The sequence below is a fragment of the Luteibacter sp. UNC138MFCol5.1 genome (genome assembly GCF_900110505.1).
In the GTDB taxonomy this organism is placed as follows: Bacteria; Pseudomonadota; Gammaproteobacteria; order Xanthomonadales; family Rhodanobacteraceae; genus Luteibacter.
Genome location: NZ_FODZ01000001.1, coordinates 833,449 through 853,911 on the forward strand (window position 1 = coordinate 833,449; position 20,463 = coordinate 853,911).

The following is a 20,463-nucleotide window of genomic DNA, read 5'->3' on the forward strand; positions in this document are numbered from 1 at the left end:
AAGGGCGGCCTCCGGGCCGCCCTTCTCGTTTCCGGGTCGCCCGGCACGGCACTCCTTACCTCCGGCCCTAAACTTCCGCCGGTTCCTGTGGTCTGATCGGACCTTCAGACTCTTGCGGAAGTGCCACCGATGTCCGACCTGCCGATCGCCCCCGCGCCTCTCCAGGAGGCTTTCGTCCGTCTGCGGGAGGACCTGACGCGAGGCATCATCGGCCAGCCCCATCTGGTCGAGTGCCTGCTGATCGCCCTGCTGGCCGACGGGCACCTGCTCGTGGAAGGCGCACCGGGGCTGGCCAAGACCACGGCCATCAAGGCGCTCGCCACGCGCGTCGAGGCCGATTTCCACCGCATCCAGTTCACGCCCGACCTCCTGCCGGCCGACCTCACGGGCACGGACATCTTCCGTCCGCAAACCGGCAGCTTCGAATTCGAGCGGGGCCCGTTGTTCCACAACATCGTGCTGGCCGACGAGATCAATCGCGCCCCGGCCAAGGTGCAGTCGGCCTTGCTCGAGGCCATGGCCGAGCGGCAGATCACGATCGGGCGGCGAACCTGGCCGCTGCCGGATCTCTTCATGGTGATGGCCACCCAGAACCCGATCGAGCAGGAGGGCACGTTCGCGCTCCCCGAAGCCCAGCTCGACCGCTTCCTCATGCACGTCACCATCGGTTACCCCGACGCCGACGCCGAGCTTTCGATCCTGCGGCTTGCCCGGAACCAGGCCCGTGAGGCGTTGCATCCGGCACCGCCGCCGCGCCACATGCTGACGCCGCATGACGTCTTCGCCGCCCGCGACGCCGTGCTCGCGGTGCACATGGCGGAGCCGCTGGAGCGATACATCACGCAACTCGTCGTCGCCACGCGCGAGGCGGGCAAGTACGGCGCGGAGCTCGCCCGCTGGATCGCCTGGGGCGCCAGCCCGCGCGCCACGATCGCACTCGATCGCTGCGCCCGCGCGCACGCGTGGCTCGCGCGCCGCGATTACGTCCTGCCGGAAGACATCCACGCCATCGCGCACGAAGTGCTGCGCCACCGCGTGCTCCCGAGCTACGAGGCGGAGGCCGAGGGCGTGCGCATCGACGCGGTGATCGACCGCCTGCTGGACCTCGTGCCGCTGCCGTGAACGCCGTCGCCCCCGTTGCCGATGGGCGCGTCCGCGTGTCGCTGCCCGACCTCATCGCGTTGCGTTCGCGCGTCGCGCGCGCACCGGCACCGCCGGTCGTCTCGCGCGCGCAGCGTGCCGGTCAGCGCCCCGGCCGTCTGCACGGGCGCGGCATGGACTACGCGGAATCGCGCGTCTACCAGGCCGGCGACGACGTCCGTCGCATGGACTGGCGCCTCACCGCCCGCAGTGGCGTGGCGCATACGAAGCTGTTCCAGGAGGAACGCGAAGGCCGCCTGCTGATACTGCTCGATACCAATGCGAGCATGCGCTTCGGCACGCGTACGCGGTTCAAATCGGTGCAGGCCGCGCGCGCCGCGGCCATGGCCGCGTGGTACGCCGTGCGCGGCGCCGATCGCGTGGGCGTGCTCGCCTTCGGTGGACAGCGCCAGCTGTTGCGTCCGCAAGGCGGTGCGCGCGGCGCGCTCGCGGTCGCGGGTGCCATCGCCGCGTGGGACGCGTTGCCTCCGGGTGACGACGAAACGCTGTCCGCCGCCCTCCAGCGCGCCGGCCGGCTGATGCATGGCGCCTCCCGCGTCCTCATCGTGAGCGATGGCTTCGCCGTCGACGACGCCGCGCGCGGCCGCATGCTCGGCCTCGTCGCCAAGGCCGAGGTCGCGGTACTCAACGTCGCCGACCCGCTCGAGCTTGCACAGCCGCCGGCCGGCCGCTATCCCTTCGCGCATCGCGGCGTGCACTACGACGTCGTGTTGCAGGGCGAACGGCAGCGCGAGGATTTCGCGCGGAGCCTCGGCGAAGGCCATCGTCGCCTGACCGCGCTCTGCACGGGGCTCGGTCTGCGCGAACGTACGCTCGACACCAGTGCCGATCCGCTCGACGCGATCGTCGCCCTGCTGGGCGCGAGGACGCGCTGATGCCCACGAACGGTCCCGAACTGCGCGACATCCATGTCCCGCACATCTCGCCGTGGTGGCCGCTGGCGCCTGGCTGGTGGATGCTGCTCTGCCTGCTCGCGATCGCCTGCGTCGTCGTCGTCCTGTGGCTGCGTCGCCGGCGTGCATGGAAGCGCCACGTCGACGCGGCACTCGCCGGACTGCGCGACGCGCGCGCACGCTACGCGACCGACGGCGATGCCGGCGCGTTCGCGGCAAGCGCGAGCGATCTCGTGCGGCGCATCGCGCGTACGCGCGACGTGCACAGCGTGACGCTCAGCGGCGACGCATGGCGCGCCGCGCTCTCGACGATGGCGCCGAAGCACGACATCGCCGCGGTGTCCGCTCTCGACACGGCGAAGTACCGGCGCGACGTCGACATCGACGTCGACGCGACGGCGCGCGTTGTCGAGGCCTGGGCGCGCGCCGCGATGCGCAGGCCGTCGCCTTCATGGCGTCATGTCGCCAACCGGAGGCGCGCGCATGTCGCTTCCTGAATTCGCGTGGCCGTGGATGTTCCTCGCCCTGCCGCTGCCGTGGCTGCTTCGCCACGTGCTCCGTCCGGTGAAGCCTGCGCAGGCGCTCAACCTTCCGCAGCCCGGCATCGCGCTCGTCCAGGCGTCGCTGGCACGCGCGCCGTTCGCCGCGACGCTGCTCCTCGCGCTCGCCTGGCTCTGCCTCGTCGTCGCCGCCGCGCGCCCGCAACACCTCGGTCCACCCGAGCCGCAGCGACGCAGCGGCCGAGCGACCATGCTCGCCGTCGACCTCTCGGGCAGCATGTCGCTCGACGACATGCAGCTCGCCGGCCGGCAGGTCACGCGCTTCGCTGCCGTGGAAGCGATCGCGGGCGACTTCATCGACCGGCGCGCCGGCGACGAACTCGGTCTCATCCTGTTCGGTTCGCAGGCCTACCTCGTCACGCCGCTGACGTACGACCTGGACGCCGTTCGAGCGCAGCTGCATGGCGCGGTCGTCGGGCTGCCGGGTCGCGAAACCGCGATCGGCGACGCGCTCGCCGTCGCGGTGAAGCGCCTCGCGGAAATGCCGGAACAGGCGCGCGTCGTCGTGCTCCTCACCGATGGCGTGAACAACGCCGGTTCGATCGCGCCGCGCGAGGCGGCTCGCGCCGCGAAGGCCGCGGGCGTGCGCGTCTACACGATCGGCATCGGCGCGAACGCGATGCGCGTTCCCGATTTCTTCGGCAGCCGCGTGGTCAATCCTTCCGCGGATCTGGACGTCGGCATGCTCACAGACATCGCCAACCAGACCGGCGGGCGTTTCTTCCGCGCGACCGATACGGACCAGCTCGCGCAGGCCTACCGCGCGATCGACGCGCTCGAGCCGGTGCCGCAGGAGGGCGCCTCGCTGCGTCCCCGCTACGAGCTGTTCCGCTGGCCGCTGATCGTCGCGCTGATCCTGTTCGGCCTCGCCGCGCTGCCGCGCTACGTCGGCGGGAGGGCCCACGCATGAGCGCCTGGTTCGGCTCGTTCCATTTCATCGAGCCCCGCTGGCTGTGGCTTCTCGTGGCGGTGCCCGTCATCGCCTGGTTCATCGGCCGGCGGCGCGCGAGCCAGCGCGTGCTCGCGCGCCTCGCCGATCCCGAGCTGCTGCCTTACCTGCTCGACGGCAAGGCGTCCACGTCGCGGGCGCCCGTCGCCGCGTTCGCCACGGCCGCGGTGCTCGCCATCCTCGCGCTCGCGGGCCCGGCGTGGGATCGCCAGTCGCAGCCGCTCTTCGCCGAGCGGGCGGCACAGGTGGTCGTCGTGTCGATGTCGCCGCACATGTCGTCCCACGACATCGTCCCCGACCGCCTGAGCCGCGCGCGTTACAAGGTGCGCGAGCTCTACGCGGCGAACCGCGACGGCATGAACGCGCTGATCGCCTATACGGGCGAGCCGTTCACGGTGGCGCCACTGACCACCGACGCCCACAGCGTCGACGATCTGCTGACGGCGCTCGCGCCCGACACCATGCCGGTGGACGGTGACGACCCGGGCAAGGCGATCGACCAGGCGGCCGACCTGATCCGTCGCGCCGACCTGCGCGGCGGTTCGATCGTGCTGGTGACCGACCGTGCCGACGACGCCGCCGTCGCCGCCGCGCGCCGCGCGCGTGCCGCTGGCGATCGCGTCTCGGTGCTGGGCGTGGGCACGACGCGCGGGGGGCCGATTCCGGCCGAGGACGGCGGCTTCCTCAAGGACGCCCGTGGCGACATCGTCATGGCCGGACGCGACGACGCGTCGCTCGCGGCCGTCGCCAGCGCCGGCGGCGGCCGGTTCGTGCCCATCGCCGACGGGGGGTCCGACGTCGCGGCGCTCGCCGGCGAGTTGACCAACGAGGGCGACGGCAAGGCGGTCGAGGGCGCGGCATCCGGCCAGTGGCAGGATCGTGGACCGTGGCTGCTGCTGCCGTTGCTCCCGATCGTCGCGCTCGCGTTCCGCCGCGGCTGGCTGCTCGTGCTGGCGCTCGCCTTCATTCCCCTGTCGCCGGCCCGCGCGGACGGCATCGCCGATCTGTTCCGCACACGCGATCAGCAGGCCGCGCGCGCGCTGGCCGACGGCGATGCGAAACGCGCGCAGTCGCTGGCGCGGGGCGAGGCCATGCGTGGCGCCGCCGCGTATCGCGCGGGGGATTATCCGGCGGCGGAAGCCGCGCTCGCGCACGGCCAGGGCACCGACGCGCAGTACAACCTCGGCAACGCGCTGGCGAAGCAGCAGCGGTACGAGGAGGCGATCGCGGCCTACGATCGCGCGCTGAAGGCCGACCCGTCGAACGCCGACGCGGCGGCGAACCGCAAGGCCGTCGAGGACTTCCTCGCGAAGCAGAAGCAGCAACAGAAAGACTCGAAGGACAAGGACAAGCAGGGCGGCAAGGGCCAGAACGACAAGGACCGGCAACCGCCGTCCGGCGGCCAGCAGAAGGATCAGCAGCAGGGCCAGCAGGACGGCAAGGACGGCCAGAACGGTCAGAGTGGGCAGCAGTCCGGCGCCGACGGAAAGGACGACGCCGGCGATACGCAGGGTGCGAAGGACAAGGCGGGCGAAGGCGAAGGCGGCGATCGCGGCAAGGACGGCGGCAAGGGGCAGGCGCCCCAGGGCGACGCCGCGACGAAATCGCAGGCCGAGCAGGCGCAGGCGAAACAGGCGCAGGACGCCCTCAAGCGGCAGATGGACGCGAAGCTGGCGGCGCAGGGCGAGGGCAAGGATGGAAAGAAAGGCGAGGAAGATCACGACCTCGGCGCGGTCTCCGCGAAGGACGCCGCGTCGAAGCTGCCGCCGGACGTGCAGCGCGCGCTCATGCGCGTGCCCGACGATCCGGGTGGCCTGTTGAGGAGGAAGTTCATGCTCGAGTACCAACGCCGTCACGGCGCGGAGCCGGAAGAATGAAGCGACGTGCGCGACTGCTCGGCTTCGTGCTCTGCTGCATTCCCTTCATGGCGATGGCCCAGGGAGCGGCGCCGGTCGCCACGCTCGACCGCAGCAAGGTCGGGCTTGGCGAGACCGTCACGCTCAACATCGAGGTGGCGGACGAGGCGGACGGTTCGCCCGATCTGTCGCCGTTGATGTCCGACTTCGTCGTGCTGGGCACGTCGACCAATCACACCTTGAGCATCGTCAACGGCAAACGCGAGGCGCGAACCATCCTCGGGATCGCCCTGCGCCCGCGTCGCGAAGGTCACCTCACGGTGCCCGCGCTGGCCATTGGCGGGCAGTCGACGCAGCCGGTGTCGGTCGATGTCGCGGCGTCGACCGACACCGGCGCGGCGACGGCCGAGGGCCGACCCGTCGCGCTCGAAGGCAAGGCCGATCCGTCGACCGCGTACGTGGGCCAGCAGATCGATTACACGCTGCGGCTGTATTTCGCCGTCAATCTCGCCGACGGCCAGCTTGGCGATCCCTCGGCGGAAGGCGCCGAGGTGCGGCGCATCGGGCAGGACGCCAACTACCAGACCATGCGCGGCGGTCGCCGCTTCAACGTCGTCGAGCGGCACTACGCGATCTTCCCGCAGCACCCGGGTACGCTCGATATCCAGCCGCCCACGTTCCAGGGCACGGCGGTCGATCCGACCGATGCCACCTCGTTCTTCGGCGCGGGCGAACCGGTGAACGCCGTCGCCGAGCGCGTGCGCGTCGACGTGCGCGCGCGCCCCGATGGCGCCGCCGGCGGTGCATGGATTCCCGCTCGCGAGCTGAAGCTCACCCTCGAAGGCATCCCCGCGGACGGCAAGGCGCGCGTGGGGCAGCCGGTGACGCTGACCATGCGGCTCGACGCGACGGGCATGCCGTTCGAGGCGCTGCCGGCGCTCTCGCTGCCGAAGCTCGACGGTGCGGACGTCTATCCGGACAAGGCCGTGACGGGCGGCGGAAGCAGCGGCGCCTGGGTGACCGGTCGCCGCCAGCAGGGTTTCGCCGTCGTGCCGACGCGCCCCGGCACGCTGCACATTCCCGCCACCACGCTGCATTGGTGGAACGTGGTCACCGACAAGCCCGAAGTGGCGACGGTGCCCGCGCACGACATCGAGGTGACCGCCGCGGGCGCGACACAGGCGTCCGTGCCGCCGTCCTCGACGGCGGGCGGCGCGGCCGCGCCGGCACCGGCGGGCACGTCCGCTCCCGCTCCTGCCGTGGGGACACGCGGTGGCTCGACGTGGCGCTGGCTGTTCGTCGCCGTCCTTTCGCTCTGGCTCGCGACACTGGTCGCGTGGTTCGTGCTGGCGCGCCGGCGCGGTGCGCGCGGCGTCGCCGTCGAACCGCGGCCGAAGCCCGAGATCGTTCGCGAAAAGCCCGCGCATGAGCAATTCCTCAAGGTCGCCGCCGGCGGTGACCTTGCCGCGGTGGAACATGCGTTGCTGCGTTGGGCCCGGATCGCGCGTCCTTCGATCCATTCGCTCGGCGCGCTTTCCGCGGCCTTGCGCGAGGGGCCGCAGCGCGAGGCGATCGCGATGCTGCAGCGTGCCCGTTTCGCGGATGGCGAGGCGCCCGGCCCGAAGCTGCGGGAGGCGTTCGCGAAGGGCTTCGACTGGGCGCCCTCGGCAGCGAAGGGCGACGAGGCCCTGCCGCCGCTCTATCCCCGTTGATACGCGCCACCTCCGGGTTGCCGTGGGAGCGGACCTGGCCGCGACAGCTTCTCGCCGTGAACCTGGAGCTGGCGCGCCAGCCCCGGGGCTACGGCTATCGCGCCCAGGTGCGCTCCAACGGCTTTTGCCGTGGGAGCGGACCTGGCCGCGACAGCTTCTCGCGCCATTCCGGAAGCTGGCGCGCCAGCCCCGGGGCTACGGCTATCGCGCCCAGATGCGCTCCAACGGCGTTTTGCCGTGGGAGCGGACCTGGCCGCGACAGCTTCTCGCGCCAGTCCGAAAGCTGGCGCGCCAGCTCCAGGTTCACGGCCAAAAGCCATCGCGCCCAGGTGCGCTCCTACGGCGTATCTCAGCCTAGCGCCGACGCATAGACCCGCGTCATCGCCGCGCTGAACGTACAGAACACTACGCTTCCGGGCCTCCACGGCGCGTCCCGGATCATCCGGACGGCGATGGCGGCGGCCGCATCCGCCGGATAGCCATAGACCCCCGCGCTGATCGCGGGGAACGCGATCGACGCGACGCCATGCTCCCGTGCCAGCCGGAGGGACTCGCGGTAACACGCCTCCAGGAGGGCCGGCTCGCCCCGCTGGCCACCGTGCCACACGGGCCCGACGGTATGGATGACGAAGCGCGCCGGCAGCGCGAAACCCTCGGTGATCCGGGCCTCGCCGGTGGGGCAGCGCACCCCGGGCCGCACCTCCGGCAGCGCGCGGCAGGCCGCCAGCAGGCCGGGGCCGGCGGCGCGATGGATGGCCCCGTCCACGCCCCCGCCGCCCAGCAGGGATTCGTTGGCGGCGTTGACGATCGCATCCACTCGCAGGGTGGTGACGTCGCCTTCGAAAACTCGGGGGTTCATGGCAGAGTGTCCTTGTGACGAGCAGGCGCCATTTGGCTACGATGCGAGTGACAGTCCACCCATGCAGCCCAAGGTTATGGCCGACCAGCTCAAAGTAGAAGACATCTCCTTCGCCTACCTGATCAACGACGTGACCTTGCTCTTCCGCAAGCACTTCGACCGGCGGGCGGTGCGGTTCGGGCTGACGCGCGCGCAGTGGCGCGCCCTGAAGGCGCTGCATCGGCGCCCGGGCATGCGCCAGAACGAGCTGGCCGAGCAGCTCGACATGGAGCCGATCGCCGTGGGCCGCGTCATCGATCGCCTGCAGGCGGCCGGTTTCGTCGAGCGTCGCGCCGATCCCAAGGATCGCCGCGCCTGGCGCCTGCACGACACCGACCAGGCACGGGGTGTCATCGACGACATGGAAGATATCGCCCGCGGCCTGCGCCGGGATGCCACCCAGGGAATCTCGACGGACGACCTGCAGACGATGCTGGCCGTGCTGGACCGCATGAAGGAAAACCTGCAGGGCCTCGACGGCCCGTCCGACGACGCCTGACCGGCGGGTCAACCGATCCAGGGGCCGATGCGTTAGTTTTTACGTTTCACCCGTCCCAGAACCCACGCCCGTGTTCCCCAGCGCGGCGACCGGATCCCGATGGACCCGGCCGGAGACCCCATGCAGCGATCCCCAGGGAAGAAACTCGTCCTCATCGTCGGCCTCGTCGCGGTCGTCGCCATCGGCTTCGGCGTCTGGAAGCACGATCCGGATGCGAAGGACGCCGACCAGCCGGCGAAGAAGGCGCCGGCGGGCGTGCCGGTCACGACGGCCGTCGCCACCCGTGGTGAGATCGATCTGTCGCTGAAGGTGATCGGGCGGGCGGAGGCCTATTCGACAGTGAACGTGCGCTCGCGCGTGAACGGTCAGCTGGAATCGCTCGCCTTCACGCCCGGCGAGCACGTGAAGAAGGGCGATCTGCTCGCGCGCGTCGACCAGCGCCCGCTCAAGGCGGCCTACGACGAGGCCCAGGGCAACGTGGCCCGCGACCAGGCGCAGCTGGTCAAGGCCGAGGCGGATCTGGAGCGTTACCAGAACATGCTCGGCAAGGGCTTCGTCAGCCGTGCCGATTACGATCTCTACAAGGCGAACCTCGGCGTCGCGCGCGCGGCGCTCGAAAGCGATCGAGCGGCGGCGCGTGCGGCGCAGACGCAGCTGGAGTTCACCACGATCGTGGCCCCGTTCGACGGCGTGACCGGCGCGCCGCTCGCCTATCCCGGCGCCACGCTCACCGCCGATACCACCGACATCGTCGTGCTCAACCAGATCGACCCGATGCGCGTGGCGTTCTCCATTCCCGAAGACAGCCTCGCCGCCGTGCGCAACAGCCTGCGCCGCGGCACGCTGCCGGTGCAGGCGAAGATTCCGGGCGACGAGGGCCAGCCGTTGCAGGGCGAACTCGAATTCATCGACAACGCGGTCGACGCGACCACCGGCACCATCGTGCTCAAGGGGCGCTTCGCGAACGCCGACGGCCGCCTCACGGCAGGGCAGTTCGCGGAAGTCACGCTGCCGACCACGCGGCTCACGGACGCGATCAGCATTCCGGTCGTGGCGTTGCAGAGCTCCACCGCCGGCACGTTCGTCTTCGTCGTGAAGCCGGACGACACGGTGGAGCAGCGAAGCATTTCCACCGGAGCGACGACTGCCGACCGCGTTGTGGTCGACAAAGGCCTGACCGCCGGCGAGCGCGTGGTCACGGAAGGCCAGATGCTGCTGGTGGACGGCGCCCGCGTGCGCGTCGACAAGGGCTGAGGGGCACACCAGGTGAACCTGCCGGAACTCTGCATCCGCCGCCCGGTGATGACCACGCTGCTGATGGCGGCGCTGGTGATCTTCGGCATCGCCGCGTACCCGAGGCTTCCCGTCAACGAGCTTCCCAACGTCGACTTCCCCACCATCAACATCAGCGCGAGCCTGCCCGGCGCCTCGCCGGAGACGATGGCCTCGTCCGTCGCGACGCCGCTCGAGGCGCAGCTGTCGACGGTGGCCGGCATCGATTCGATGACGTCGTCCAGTTCACTGGGTTCGACGACCATCACCGTCACGTTCGCGCTCGACCGCAGCATCGACGGCGCGGCGCAGGACGTGCAGGCCGCGATTTCCGCCGCGCAGCGCCAGCTGCCGCAGGACATGCCGACGCCGCCGACGTACCGCAAGGTGAACCCGGCCGACGCGCCGATCCTCTTCCTCACGATGCAGTCGTCGACGCTGCCTCTCTCGACGGTGGACGACTACGCCGAGACGGAACTGGCGCAGCGCCTGTCGATGGTCGACGGCGTGGCGCAGGTGAACGTCTACGGTTCGCAGAAATACGCCGTGCGCATCGCCGTCGATCCGGACCGCCTCGCCGCCACCGGCATCGGCGTCGACCAGATGCGCGAAGCGATCGCTGCGGCGAACGTCAACAAGGCCACCGGCTCGCTCAACGGGCAACGCCAGCTGCTGTCGATCCGTTCGGATGGCCAGTTGATGCGCGCCGCCGATTACGGCCAGGTGGTGGTGGCCTATCGCAACGGCGCACCCGTGCGGCTGTCCGACATCGCCGTGCCGCGCGACAGCGTGCAGGACGACCAGAAGGCCAGTTGGTTCAACGGCCACCGCTCGATCACGCTCGCGATCCAGCGTCAGCCCGGCGCCAACACCGTGGAGACGGTGGACAAGATCTTCGCGCTCTTGCCCGCGTTCCAGGAGACGTTGCCGCCGTCGGTGAAACTCAACGTGATGTACGACCGTTCGGTATCGATCCGCGACTCCGTGCACGACGTGCAGTTCACCCTGGTGCTCGCCGGCATCCTCGTCGTGCTCGTGATCTACCTGTTCCTCGGCAACGCGTCGGCGACGCTCATTCCCGCCGTGGCGCTGCCGATCTCGGTGCTCGGCACGTTCGGCGCGATGTTCGCGCTCGGCTACAGCCTCGACAACCTCTCGCTGCTGGCGTTGACGCTCGCCGTCGGTTTCGTCGTCGACGACGCCATCGTGATGCTAGAGAACATCATGCGCCACATCGAGCTCGGCGAAGAGCCCTTCGAAGCCGCGGTGAAGGGCGCGAACGAGATCGGTTTCACCATCTTCTCCATGACGCTGTCGCTCGTCGCGGTGTTCATCCCCGTGATGTTCATGGGCGGCATCGTCGGTCGGCTGTTCCACGAGTTCGCCGTCGTCATCAGCGTATCGATCCTCATCTCGGGCTTCGTCTCCATCACGCTCACGCCCATGCTGTGCAGCCGCTTCGTCAAGGCGCACGACCACGACAAGCGAAGCTTCATCGTCGTCGGCTTCGATCGCGGTTTCGCCGCGGTGACCGCCGGTTACACGCGCACGCTGGCCTGGTGCATGCGGCACCCGCGCACGGTGCTGCTCGGCTTCGCGCTGAGCCTCGTCGCCACGGGCCTGCTCTTCGTCGTCACGCCGAAGGACTTCATCCCGGCCGGCGACAGCGGCCAGCTCCGCGTCACCTCCGAAGGGCCGACCGACATCTCGTTCGCCGCCATGTCCGCACGGCAGCAGGCGCTCGCGGACATCGCCATGAAGGATCCGAACATCGCGGCGGTCATGTCGAGCGTCGGCGCGGGTGGCCCGCGCTCCACCGTGAATTCGGGCTCGCTCCTGCTGCGCCTGAAGGACAGCGACGCGCGCGGTGGCACGACGCCCGACGAGATCATCCAGGGCCTACGGCGCCAGTTCGCCGAGGTGCCCGGCATCCGCACGTACATCCAGAATCCACCCGCGATCCAGGTCGGAGGGCGGCAGTCGAAGGCCCAGTACCAGTACACGGTGCAGTCCACCGACCTGCATGCGCTGTACGACTGGTCGGGCAAGCTCGTCGCCGCGTTCCAGAAACTGCCGGGCTTCCAGGACGTCACGACGGACCTCGATCTGAACAGCCCGTCGATGGTCGTCACCGTCAATCGCGACAAGCTCGCGCCGCTGGGTCTGACGATGGATCAGGTGCAGACCGCGCTCGGCACGGCGTTCGGCGAGAACCAGATTTCCACGATCTACGGCTCGGCCACGCAGTACTGGGTGATCCTGCAGGTGGAGCGCCGGATGCAGGACGATCCCGCCGTGCTGTCGCGGCTCTACGTCACGTCGGACAGCGGCAAGCTCATTCCCCTGAACACCGTGGCGCGTTTCGAGCGCAAGCCCCAGGTGCTCACGGTGAACCACCAGGGCCAGCTGCCGGCGGTGACCGTGTCGTTCAATCTCGCGCCGGGGGTGTCCTTGAGCGACGCGGTGGCAAGCATCGACCGCGCGACGACGGAGATGAAGCTGCCCGCCACACTGAGCGGCAGCGTGCAGGGCACGGCTCAGGCGTTCCAGGATTCGGTCAAGGGCATGGGGTTGCTGCTCCTGCTCGCGGTGTTCGTGATCTACCTCGTGCTGGGCATCCTGTACGAGAGCTTCATCCATCCGCTCACGATCCTCTCGGGCCTGCCGGCCGCGGCGGTCGGCGCGCTGCTGACGCTGGTGATCTTCAACGCGTCGCTCGACCTGTTCGCCTTCGTCGGCATCATCATGCTGGTGGGCATCGTGAAGAAGAACGCGATCATGATGATCGACTTCGCGCTGGAGCGTCAGCGCGACGCGGGGCTCGCGCCGCACGACGCGATCTTCGAGGCGTGCCGCGTGCGTTTCCGCCCGATCATGATGACGACCATGGCGGCGTTCGCGGGCACGTTGCCGATCGCGCTGGGCATCGGCGCGGGCGCGGAGACGCGCCGTCCGCTGGGCCTCGCGGTGGTGGGTGGCCTCGTCGTCTCGCAGATCCTGACGCTGTACCTGACGCCCGTGATCTACCTCTATATGAATCGCCTGCAGGACAGGCTGGCGCCCGGGAAGAAGCTCGATCCCGCGAGGGCCTGAGCCCTCGCGGGAGCCGATCGTATCGGCGACGATCCCCGGCGGGGGATCAGTCGTGCGCTCCGTCCTTCGCGAACGCGCCCGGCGCCGAGCCGAAATCGCCGTTGGCCTGCGCGGCCATGTACGCGAACGTCGCATAGACCGCCACGTTCTGCGCCAGCGCCTTCGGATCGATCTTGTCGAGCGTGTCGTTGGCGTTGTGGTGGTAGTCGAAGTAATCGGTACCGTCCTGCGTGAGCGACAGTGCGGCCATGCCCTTCGCGTGCATCTGCGAGAGGTCCGAGCCGCCACCGCCGGGCTTGTTCGGATCGTACGCGACGCCGATCGGCTCGATCACCTTCGCGATCTGTTCGATCGCGCCGCGCGCTTCCGGCTTCACGCTCGCGGTCATGCGCCAGATGCGGCCCGCGCCGAAGTCGGACTCGGTACCGAGCTGGAACTTCGAGACCTCCTTCGCGTGCGCTTCCGCATAGGCGCGGCCGCCCCACAGACCCATCTCTTCGTTCGCGAACGCGATCACGCGAATGGTGCGGTCGGGACGCTGCGGCATGTCCTTGATCAGCTTCGCGGCGGCCGCCGCGATCGCCACGCCCGCGCCGTCGTCGATGGCACCCGTGCCGAGATCCCACGAATCCAGGTGACCGCCGATGGCGACGACCTGGTCCGGATGCTTGCGGCCGGTCACTTCGCCGATGACGTTCGCGCCTTCGTACGTGCCCGCGAAGCCCACATCGAGATCGAGCTTCAGCGTGACGGGCTTGCCTTGCTTCAGCACGCGTTCGAGCTGGTCGGCATCGGGCAGCGACAGCGCGGCGGCGGGAATGGCTGCCTTCGGATCCTGGAAGCCGGTGACGCCGGTATGCGGCGTGCGGCTGTGCGGATCGGTGCCGGCCGAGCGAAGCAGGAACGCCGCGGCGCCCATCTCCGCGGCGAGCACGGGGCCGCCGGTGCGCGTGGCGGAGCCCTTGCCGTAATCGTGCCCGTCCTTCTGCTGCTGCATGTGCGTGCTGACGTAGACGATCTTGCCCTTCACGCTGGCCGGATCGGCCTTCTTCAGCGCGTCGAGGTCGTCGAAGCCGACGACTTCCGCGGTGAGTCCGCCCGAGGGCGTGCCGGCCGAGTAGCCCAGCGCCGTGAGCAGGAGCGGCTGCGGATACGGCGAGACGATCGCGCCGTGCTCGCTGCGACGCTGCCACAGCGGGTAGCTGACTTTCTCCGTGTAGACCTTGTCGAAGCCCATGGCCTTGAACTTCGCGACGGTCCAGGCGACGGCGCGCGCGTCGGCTTCGCTGCCGGCCACGCGCGGGCCCACCTCGGTCGTGAGCCCCGACACGAATTCGTAGCCGGTGTTGTCGTTCATCGCGCGGTCGCGCAGTTCGGTCGCCGCGGCGACGGCCTTCTCGGGAATCGTCGTGGCCTTGTCGGCGGCGTGGGCGGAGAAGGCGAGCGCGAGGCATGCGGCCAGCGCATGCAGGCGGAAGGTGTGACGCATCGAATGACCCCCGGGGACGGAAACGTCGATTATTGCGCCGGGGAACGCGGGGCAGATAGGCCGGAAGTCATGGGCCGGGACCGGCTTCCACCCCTCGGTAGAGGCCTGGCTACCGAAGGGGTGGGAGCCGATCGTATCGGCGATCGTTCCTGCCGCGGGATATCAGATCTCGCGATTCTGCTGCTTCAGCAGATCGCGGATTTCCGTCAGCAGCGCGACATCGGCCGGCGGGGCGGCGGGAGCCGCTTCCTCGCGACGCGTGATGCGGTTGATCGCTTTGACCACGACGAAGATCGCGAAGGCGATGATGATGAACTGGATGAGCACGTTGATGAAGATGCCGTACTGCACGGCGACTTCCTTGACCCCTTCGCTGGCGGGCCTCAGCACCCATTTCCAGTCCGAGAAATCGATGCCGCCGATCAGCCATCCGATCGGGGGCATGATGATGTTGTCGACGAGCGACGTGACGATCTTGCCGAACGCGGCACCGATCACCACACCGACCGCGAGGTCGATCACGTTACCGCGCAGTGCGAATTTCTTGAATTCCGCGACGAAACTCATCGGCCCTTCCTCCTCGTGGCATTGGCGTCGGTCGTCAAACCTAACGATCCGTATGTAGGCATACCGCGAAGTCAGCTCACGCGTCCCTCGAGCGTGACGACATCGCCCAGCGTGGCGACGAAGCGATCCCCGCGGTGGAGCGCGGCCACACCGGCCGGCGTGCCCGTGTAGACGATATCACCGGCCTTTAGTTCGAACAGCCGCGACAGCGCGCTGAGGATGTGCGGCACGTCGAGCACCATGTCCGCGAGCGTCGCCGACTGGCGGCGCTCGCCGTTGACCGTCAGGGCGATGGGCGTCGCCGCGTCCGGGATGTAATCCGTCGCGGGGACGATGGCCGAGACCGGCGCGGAATGGTCGAAGGCCTTGGCGACGTCCCACGGCGCCCCCTTGGCCTTGGCCTGCGCCTGCAGGTCGCGACGGGTCAGGTCGAGCCCGATGCCGTAGCCCCAGACGATGCGCGCGGCCTGTTCGACCGTGAGGTCGGTGCCGCCGCAGCCGAGCGCCACCACCATCTCCACTTCGTGATGCAGGTCGTTGGTGGCGGACGGGTAGGGCACGTCGGCGCCGTCGGTGACCAGCGCGTCGGCCGGCTTGGTGAAGAACATGGGATTCGCCGTGTCGACCGAGGCGCCCATTTCCTTCGCGTGATCGGCGTAGTTGCGGCCGATGCAGAAGACGCGGCGGACGGGGAACCGTTCGGTGCGGCCGACGACGGGGATGCTCGGCGAGGCCGGCGGGGGGATGACGGTATTCATAGGCCAAGCGTATCAGGTGACACCTGTCACGACAGATGACTGATACCGGAAAGTGGTGCACGGTCCGGACGCATCGCATGATCGTGCTGCGAGTCTGACCAGGGGCGAGGGCAAGGGGACGATGAATTCGAACGCCGAGCTGCTCAAACAGCTCAAGATCGACAAGTCGCACAAGGAGGCGCACGGCGGCGGGGGTGGCCCGCGGGCGCGCACCGTGCTGATCGCCGCCCTGGCGGTGCTCGTCGTCCTCGCCATCGCCGGCGGCGCGTGGGCGTTCCTCGCCCGGCGGCCGGTGGAGGTGCGCACGGCGACCGCCGTCGCGCCGACCGCCGCCGGCGACGCCGGGGCGGTGCTCCAGGCCACGGGCTACGTGACCGCGCGGCGCCAGGCGACCGTGTCGGCCCAGATCACCGGCGCGCTGGTCGAAGTGCACATCGAGGAAGGCGACCGCGTCGCGAAAGGCCAGATCCTCGCCCGCCTCGAAGACAACGCCCTGCGCGCCAGCCTCGAGTCCGCGCGTGCGAACGCCGCGGCCGCGCACGCGAACGTCGTTCAATCGCAGGCGCAGCTCGACCAGGCGCTGCGCGACGCCGATCGCCAGGAGACGCTGGTCGGGCGGGGGCTCGTGTCCCGCCAGCTCGCCGAGCAGACGCGCACGCAGGCCAACACGTTCCGCGCGCAGCTCAACACGGCCCGGCGCCAGGCCGACGCCGCCGATGCCCAGGTCGGCGTGGGGCAGGTCAACCTCGATTACACGGTGGTACGCGCGCCCTTCGATGGCGTGATCACGGACAAGGCCGCCCAGGTCGGCGAGATCGTCTCGCCGCTCTCGGCCGGTGGCGGCTTCACGCGTACCGGCGTCGGCACGATCGTCGACATGGATTCGCTCGAGATCGACGTCGACGTCAACGAGGCCTATATCGGCCGCGTGCAGCCCGACATGCCGGCGGAAGCCGTGCTGGACGCGTACCCGGACTGGCGCATCCCCGCGCACGTCATCGCCATCGTGCCGGCGGCCGACCGCGGCAAGGCCACGGTGAAGGTGCGCGTGGCGCTGGAAACGAAGGATGGCCGGATCGTGCCCGACATGGGCGTGCGCGTGTCGTTCCTCGAACGCCGCGCGCCTGCGCAGGCCGCCGTGCCGAAAGGCGTGCTGGTGCCGGCCAGCGCCGTCGTCCGTCGCGACGATCGCGACGTCGTCTTCGCCGTGGCCGATGGCAAGGCCGCCCGCCGCCAGGTGACGGCCGCCGCTCAACCGAATGGCGATCTGCGCCTCGTCAGCGAGGGCCTCGCAGCCGGCGACACCGTGATCGTCTCGCCCCCCGCCGACCTCGCCGACGGCGCCGCCGTCCGCGTCGCCACCTCACCGACCACGAACTGACCCCGCGGAGACTCACCGATGGCCACCCTGATCGACATCCAGGATCTTTCGAAGGTTTACGAACGCGGCCGGCAGAAGGTGGAGGTGCTGCACGGCGTCGATCTGAAGATCGAACAAGGCGACTTCCTCGCGCTGATGGGACCGTCCGGCTCGGGCAAGACGACGCTGCTCAACATGATCGGCGGCCTCGACACGCCCACGGGCGGCAGCATCACGGTGGGCGGCGACCGCATCGACCAGCTCGGCTCCGGCGCGTTGGCGAAGTGGCGTGCCGCGCACGTCGGCTTCGTCTTCCAGTTCTACAACCTCATGCCGATGCTCACCGCGCAGCGCAACGTGGAGCTGCCGCTGCTGCTGACGAAGCTGTCCGGTGCGCAGCGCCGGCAGAACGCGTCGATCGCGCTCCAACTCGTGGGCCTCGCCGATCGTGCCTCGCACAAGCCGTCCGAGTTGTCCGGCGGCCAGCAGCAGCGCGTCGCGATCGCCCGCGCGATCGTGTCCGATCCCACGCTGCTGGTCTGCGACGAGCCGACCGGCGACCTCGATCGCCAGTCGGCGGAAGACATCCTCGGCCTGCTGCGCGAACTCAATCGCGAGCACGGCAAGACGATCGTGATGGTGACGCACGATCCGAAGGCCGCCGAGTACGCCAACCACACGCTGCACCTCGACAAGGGATCCCTTGTCGAACAGGTCGTGAGCTGAGCCAGGAGGATGCCGGCATGAAATACCTGCATCTCATCTGGGCCGCGCTGTTCCGTCGCAAGGCGCGCACGTTCTTCACCCTCATCTCGATCCTCGCCGCCTTCCTGCTCTTCGGCATGCTCGACGCCACGCGCGCGGCCTTCTCCTCGGGCGACAGCGTCATCGGCGTGGACCGCCTGCTGACGACGTCGAGGTACTCGATCATCCAGTCGCTGCCGGCGAGCCTCGGCACGCGCATCGCGGCCGTGCCCGGCGTGGCCGCGGTGGGATCGGCGAACTGGTTCGGCGGCATCTACCAGGATCCGAAAAACTTCGTGCTCAGCTTCGCCGTGAGCGACAACTTCCTCGACATCTACCACGAGATCGAACTGCCCGCCGACCAGCGCAAGGCGTTCGATGCGACGCGCACCGGCGCCGTCGTCGGTGAGCCGCTTGCGAAGCGTTTCGGCTGGAAGGTCGGCGACAAGATCCCGCTGCAGTCGACGATCTTCCCGCAGCGCAACGGCGACAAGACCTGGCCGTTCGACATCGTCGGCATCTACAAGGCGGCGCCCGGCGCGGCGAACGGCACCGATCAGCAGTTCTTCTTCCACCACAAGTATTTCCAGGAAGCCAACGCGTTCCAGGGCATCGGCACGACCGTCGGCTGGTACGTCGTGAAGCTCACCTCCGCCGACAAGGCGGACGCGGTCGCGAAGGCGATCGACGCGCTCTCCGCCAACTCGGACCACGAAACCAAGACGCAGACCGAGCAGGCCTTCAACGCCTCGTTCGCGAAACAGCTCGGCGACATCGGCCTCATCGTGTCCGCGATCATGGGCGCCGTGTTCTTCACGCTGATCCTGCTCACCGGCAACACGATGGCGCAGGCCGTCCGCGAGCGAACCAACGAGCTGGCCGTGCTGAAGACCATCGGCTTCTCCAGTCGCAGCGTGCTGTGCATGGTGCTAGCCGAGGGCGTGCTCCTGCTGCTGCTCGGCGGCGTGCTGGGCCTCGTGCTCGCAGGCATCGTCGTGCCGATCGTCGCGAAGGGCAGCGGGGGCATGCTCAACCTGCCGCCGCTCGGCATGCAGACCTGGACGCTCGGCATCGTGCTGATGCTCGTCATCGGCGCGCTCGTCGGCCTGCTGCCCGCCATCCGTGCCATGCGACTGAACATCGTCGATGCGCTCGCCGGTCGTTGAGAGGACACTGACGATGAAATCACTGAAGAAGTTCGGCGCCGGCCTGCTCACGCTTCTGATCGTCGCGGTGTTCCTCGCGATCTGGATCGCGTTGCCCTGGCCCGGCATCGTGGCGCTCGCCGTCGTGCTGGCGCTGTGGATGGCGCTGACCCGCCGCGGTCGGCAGACGTGGGAGGTGACGAAGGTCGGACTCGCCACGGTGACCCAGCGGCTCGGCTCGTCGTCGGTCGTGGTCGTGGGCATCGCGGGCGTGGTCGGCGTGCTGGTCGCCATGCTCGCGATGAGCGAAGGCTTCGCCGAGACGTTGCGCTCGACGGGCAACGACCAGACGGCGATCGTGCTTCGCGGCGGCTCGCAGGCGGAACTCAATTCGATCCTCGATCGCGACAGCGCCAACGTCGTCATCCAGGCGCCGGGCGTGAAGAAGGATGCGCAGGGCAAGCCCATCGCCTCGGGCGAACTGGTCGTGGTGGCCAACCTCCCGAAGAAGGGCGATCCGCAGAGCGACGCCAACGTGCCCATCCGCGGCGTGAGCGAAGACGTGTGGAACCTGCGCCAGCAGGTGAAGATCGTGGAAGGTCGCAAGTTCCAGCCGGGGCTGCGCGAACTGATCGTGGGCAAGGGTGCCCGCGCGCAGTTCGAAGGGCTCGACGTCGGCAAGAGCATCCGCCTCGCAGGGCAGACCTGGACGGTGGTGGGCGTGTTCGATTCGGGCGACGCGCTCGAATCGGAGCTCTGGGGCGACACGCAGAGCGTCGCGTCCGCCTACCGGCGCGGCAGCAGCGTGCAGTCCGTGACGGTGCTGCTCGATTCACCGAAGGCGTTCGACACGTTCAAGGCGGCCCTGGCCGGCGATCCACGGCTGAAGGTCGACGTCAGCACGACGCGCGAGTACTTCGGCAAGCAATCGGAAGGCCTGACGAAGGTGCTGCGCGCGGTGGGCATCACCGTGGGCATCATCATGGCGATCGGCGCGGTCTTCGGTGCGCTCAACACGATGTTCGCGGCGATCCAGGCGCGTGCGCGCGAGATCGCGACGCTGCGCGCCATCGGCTTCCGCGGCCTTCCCGTGGTGGTGTCGATCATGCTGGAGACGATGTTGCTCGCGCTGCTCGGCGGGTTGATAGGCGCAGGCATCGTCTGGATCATCTTCAACGGCTACACCGCGTCGACGCTGGGTGCGAATTTCAGCCAGGTCGTCTTCCGCTTCCACGTGAGCGGCGACCTGCTCTGGACGGGCATCAAATGGGCGCTGGCCATCGGCTTCATCGGCGGGTTGTTTCCAGCGCTGCGTGCCGCGCGTCTGCCGGTGACGGCGGCGCTTCGCGAGCTCTGACCTCCTCGTTGCGGAAACGCTGGCACGAGGCGAGCGCCGCGATCGCGATGCCGAACAGCGTGCCGGCGCGGGCCAGCCACCAGCGCCGGCACCGCGGGCACCGAATGCACGATGGCCCGATCGTTCCCACGGTAAGCTCCGGCGGCTGAG

The 20,463-nt window shown here is 69.3% G+C and carries 17 protein-coding genes; 13 read left to right on the top strand and 4 right to left on the bottom strand.

What is annotated here, in order from left to right; all coding sequences use genetic code 11:
- The first annotated feature begins 129 nt into the window (after nucleotides 1-129).
- The 6 genes from BMY69_RS03655 to BMY69_RS03680 are packed head-to-tail and all read left to right on the top strand — an operon-like array spanning nucleotide 130 to nucleotide 7,131.
- Complete coding sequence (locus BMY69_RS03655; protein WP_090175365.1) at nucleotides 130-1,122, top strand: AAA family ATPase; 993 nt, start codon at nucleotides 130-132, stop codon at nucleotides 1,120-1,122.
- The gene (locus BMY69_RS03660) at nucleotides 1,119-2,036 is read left to right on the top strand and encodes a DUF58 domain-containing protein (RefSeq protein WP_090056327.1); all 918 of its coding nucleotides are present in this window, start codon (nucleotides 1,119-1,121) and stop codon (nucleotides 2,034-2,036) included. The genes BMY69_RS03655 and BMY69_RS03660 overlap by 4 nt, the downstream gene beginning before the upstream one ends.
- Entirely contained in the window at nucleotides 2,036-2,551 is a 516-nt protein-coding gene (locus BMY69_RS03665; RefSeq protein ID WP_143070375.1) for a DUF4381 domain-containing protein, read from the top strand. The genes BMY69_RS03660 and BMY69_RS03665 overlap by 1 nt, the downstream gene beginning before the upstream one ends.
- Nucleotides 2,538-3,524, top strand: coding sequence for a VWA domain-containing protein (locus tag BMY69_RS03670; protein ID WP_090056331.1), 987 nt, complete (start codon nucleotides 2,538-2,540; stop codon nucleotides 3,522-3,524). Before BMY69_RS03665 ends, BMY69_RS03670 begins: the two co-directional genes overlap by 14 nt.
- Nucleotides 3,521-5,440 (top strand): tetratricopeptide repeat protein, encoded by a 1,920-nt coding sequence (locus BMY69_RS03675; RefSeq protein WP_090175367.1) that lies wholly within the window; start codon nucleotides 3,521-3,523, stop codon nucleotides 5,438-5,440. Before BMY69_RS03670 ends, BMY69_RS03675 begins: the two co-directional genes overlap by 4 nt.
- Nucleotides 5,437-7,131 (top strand): BatD family protein, encoded by a 1,695-nt coding sequence (locus tag BMY69_RS03680; RefSeq protein WP_090175368.1) that lies wholly within the window; start codon nucleotides 5,437-5,439, stop codon nucleotides 7,129-7,131. Before BMY69_RS03675 ends, BMY69_RS03680 begins: the two co-directional genes overlap by 4 nt.
- 349 nt (nucleotides 7,132-7,480) lie before the next feature.
- Here the strand turns inward: BMY69_RS03680 and BMY69_RS03685 are convergent, their stop codons facing one another.
- Nucleotides 7,481-7,990, bottom strand: a complete 510-nt coding sequence (locus tag BMY69_RS03685; RefSeq protein WP_090175369.1) for an O-acetyl-ADP-ribose deacetylase — start codon at nucleotides 7,988-7,990, stop codon at nucleotides 7,481-7,483.
- A 61-nt stretch (nucleotides 7,991-8,051) separates the two neighbouring features.
- On the opposite strand from BMY69_RS03685, the gene BMY69_RS03690 reads away from it, so the two are divergent.
- From BMY69_RS03690 to BMY69_RS03700, 3 genes are all read left to right on the top strand, one after another.
- The gene (locus tag BMY69_RS03690) at nucleotides 8,052-8,528 is read left to right on the top strand and encodes a MarR family winged helix-turn-helix transcriptional regulator (RefSeq protein WP_255364447.1); all 477 of its coding nucleotides are present in this window, start codon (nucleotides 8,052-8,054) and stop codon (nucleotides 8,526-8,528) included.
- A gap of 120 nt (nucleotides 8,529-8,648) precedes the next feature.
- Nucleotides 8,649-9,782 carry an efflux RND transporter periplasmic adaptor subunit gene (locus BMY69_RS03695; RefSeq protein WP_090175370.1) on the top strand — a complete coding sequence of 378 codons (1,134 nt, stop codon included), beginning with the start codon at nucleotides 8,649-8,651 and terminating at the stop codon, nucleotides 9,780-9,782.
- A gap of 12 nt (nucleotides 9,783-9,794) precedes the next feature.
- A complete protein-coding gene (locus BMY69_RS03700; protein WP_090175371.1) occupies nucleotides 9,795-12,893 on the top strand; it encodes an efflux RND transporter permease subunit in 3,099 nt (1,032 codons plus the stop codon).
- 46 nt (nucleotides 12,894-12,939) lie between these two features.
- On the opposite strand, the gene BMY69_RS03705 is transcribed toward BMY69_RS03700, so the two are convergent.
- The 3 genes from BMY69_RS03705 to BMY69_RS03715 form a co-directional block, all read right to left on the bottom strand.
- Nucleotides 12,940-14,382, bottom strand: a complete 1,443-nt coding sequence (locus tag BMY69_RS03705; protein ID WP_090175372.1) for a M20/M25/M40 family metallo-hydrolase — start codon at nucleotides 14,380-14,382, stop codon at nucleotides 12,940-12,942.
- 162 nt (nucleotides 14,383-14,544) lie between these two features.
- Nucleotides 14,545-14,949 (bottom strand): large-conductance mechanosensitive channel protein MscL, encoded by a 405-nt coding sequence (gene mscL / locus BMY69_RS03710; RefSeq protein ID WP_090175373.1) that lies wholly within the window; start codon nucleotides 14,947-14,949, stop codon nucleotides 14,545-14,547.
- A 71-nt stretch (nucleotides 14,950-15,020) separates the two neighbouring features.
- Nucleotides 15,021-15,707: a fumarylacetoacetate hydrolase family protein gene (locus tag BMY69_RS03715; protein ID WP_090175374.1), complete on the bottom strand. Its 687-nt coding sequence runs from the start codon at nucleotides 15,705-15,707 to the stop codon at nucleotides 15,021-15,023.
- A 121-nt stretch (nucleotides 15,708-15,828) separates the two neighbouring features.
- On the opposite strand from BMY69_RS03715, the gene BMY69_RS03720 reads away from it, so the two are divergent.
- Genes BMY69_RS03720 through BMY69_RS03735 form a run of 4 tightly spaced genes read left to right on the top strand, consistent with a single transcriptional unit; the run spans nucleotide 15,829 to nucleotide 20,313 of the window.
- A complete protein-coding gene (locus BMY69_RS03720; protein ID WP_090175375.1) occupies nucleotides 15,829-17,088 on the top strand; it encodes an efflux RND transporter periplasmic adaptor subunit in 1,260 nt (419 codons plus the stop codon).
- A gap of 18 nt (nucleotides 17,089-17,106) precedes the next feature.
- A complete protein-coding gene (locus tag BMY69_RS03725; RefSeq protein WP_090175376.1) occupies nucleotides 17,107-17,793 on the top strand; it encodes an ABC transporter ATP-binding protein in 687 nt (228 codons plus the stop codon).
- A gap of 17 nt (nucleotides 17,794-17,810) precedes the next feature.
- Entirely contained in the window at nucleotides 17,811-18,977 is a 1,167-nt protein-coding gene (locus BMY69_RS03730) for an ABC transporter permease (RefSeq protein WP_090175377.1), read from the top strand.
- A 13-nt stretch (nucleotides 18,978-18,990) separates the two neighbouring features.
- Nucleotides 18,991-20,313 carry an ABC transporter permease gene (locus BMY69_RS03735; RefSeq protein ID WP_177191062.1) on the top strand — a complete coding sequence of 441 codons (1,323 nt, stop codon included), beginning with the start codon at nucleotides 18,991-18,993 and terminating at the stop codon, nucleotides 20,311-20,313.
- Nucleotides 20,314-20,463 lie beyond the last annotated feature (150 nt).

Bases quoted from the DNA above. Each gene is read 5' to 3' on its own strand.
- BMY69_RS03655 (WP_090175365.1), top strand. From the start codon at position 130: ATGTCCGACCTGCCGATCGCCCCCGCGCCTCTCCAGGAGGCTTTCGTC.
- BMY69_RS03665 (WP_143070375.1), top strand. From the start codon at position 2,036: ATGCCCACGAACGGTCCCGAACTGCGCGACATCCATGTCCCGCACATC.
- BMY69_RS03670 (WP_090056331.1), top strand. From the start codon at position 2,538: ATGTCGCTTCCTGAATTCGCGTGGCCGTGGATGTTCCTCGCCCTGCCG.
- BMY69_RS03675 (WP_090175367.1), top strand. From the start codon at position 3,521: ATGAGCGCCTGGTTCGGCTCGTTCCATTTCATCGAGCCCCGCTGGCTG.
- BMY69_RS03680 (WP_090175368.1), top strand. From the start codon at position 5,437: ATGAAGCGACGTGCGCGACTGCTCGGCTTCGTGCTCTGCTGCATTCCC.
- BMY69_RS03685 (WP_090175369.1), bottom strand. From the start codon at position 7,990: ATGAACCCCCGAGTTTTCGAAGGCGACGTCACCACCCTGCGAGTGGAT.
- BMY69_RS03690 (WP_255364447.1), top strand. From the start codon at position 8,052: ATGCAGCCCAAGGTTATGGCCGACCAGCTCAAAGTAGAAGACATCTCC.
- BMY69_RS03695 (WP_090175370.1), top strand. From the start codon at position 8,649: ATGCAGCGATCCCCAGGGAAGAAACTCGTCCTCATCGTCGGCCTCGTC.
- BMY69_RS03705 (WP_090175372.1), bottom strand. From the start codon at position 14,382: ATGCGTCACACCTTCCGCCTGCATGCGCTGGCCGCATGCCTCGCGCTC.
- mscL (WP_090175373.1), bottom strand. From the start codon at position 14,949: ATGAGTTTCGTCGCGGAATTCAAGAAATTCGCACTGCGCGGTAACGTG.
- BMY69_RS03715 (WP_090175374.1), bottom strand. From the start codon at position 15,707: ATGAATACCGTCATCCCCCCGCCGGCCTCGCCGAGCATCCCCGTCGTC.
- BMY69_RS03720 (WP_090175375.1), top strand. From the start codon at position 15,829: ATGAATTCGAACGCCGAGCTGCTCAAACAGCTCAAGATCGACAAGTCG.
- BMY69_RS03725 (WP_090175376.1), top strand. From the start codon at position 17,107: ATGGCCACCCTGATCGACATCCAGGATCTTTCGAAGGTTTACGAACGC.
- BMY69_RS03730 (WP_090175377.1), top strand. From the start codon at position 17,811: ATGAAATACCTGCATCTCATCTGGGCCGCGCTGTTCCGTCGCAAGGCG.
- BMY69_RS03735 (WP_177191062.1), top strand. From the start codon at position 18,991: ATGAAATCACTGAAGAAGTTCGGCGCCGGCCTGCTCACGCTTCTGATC.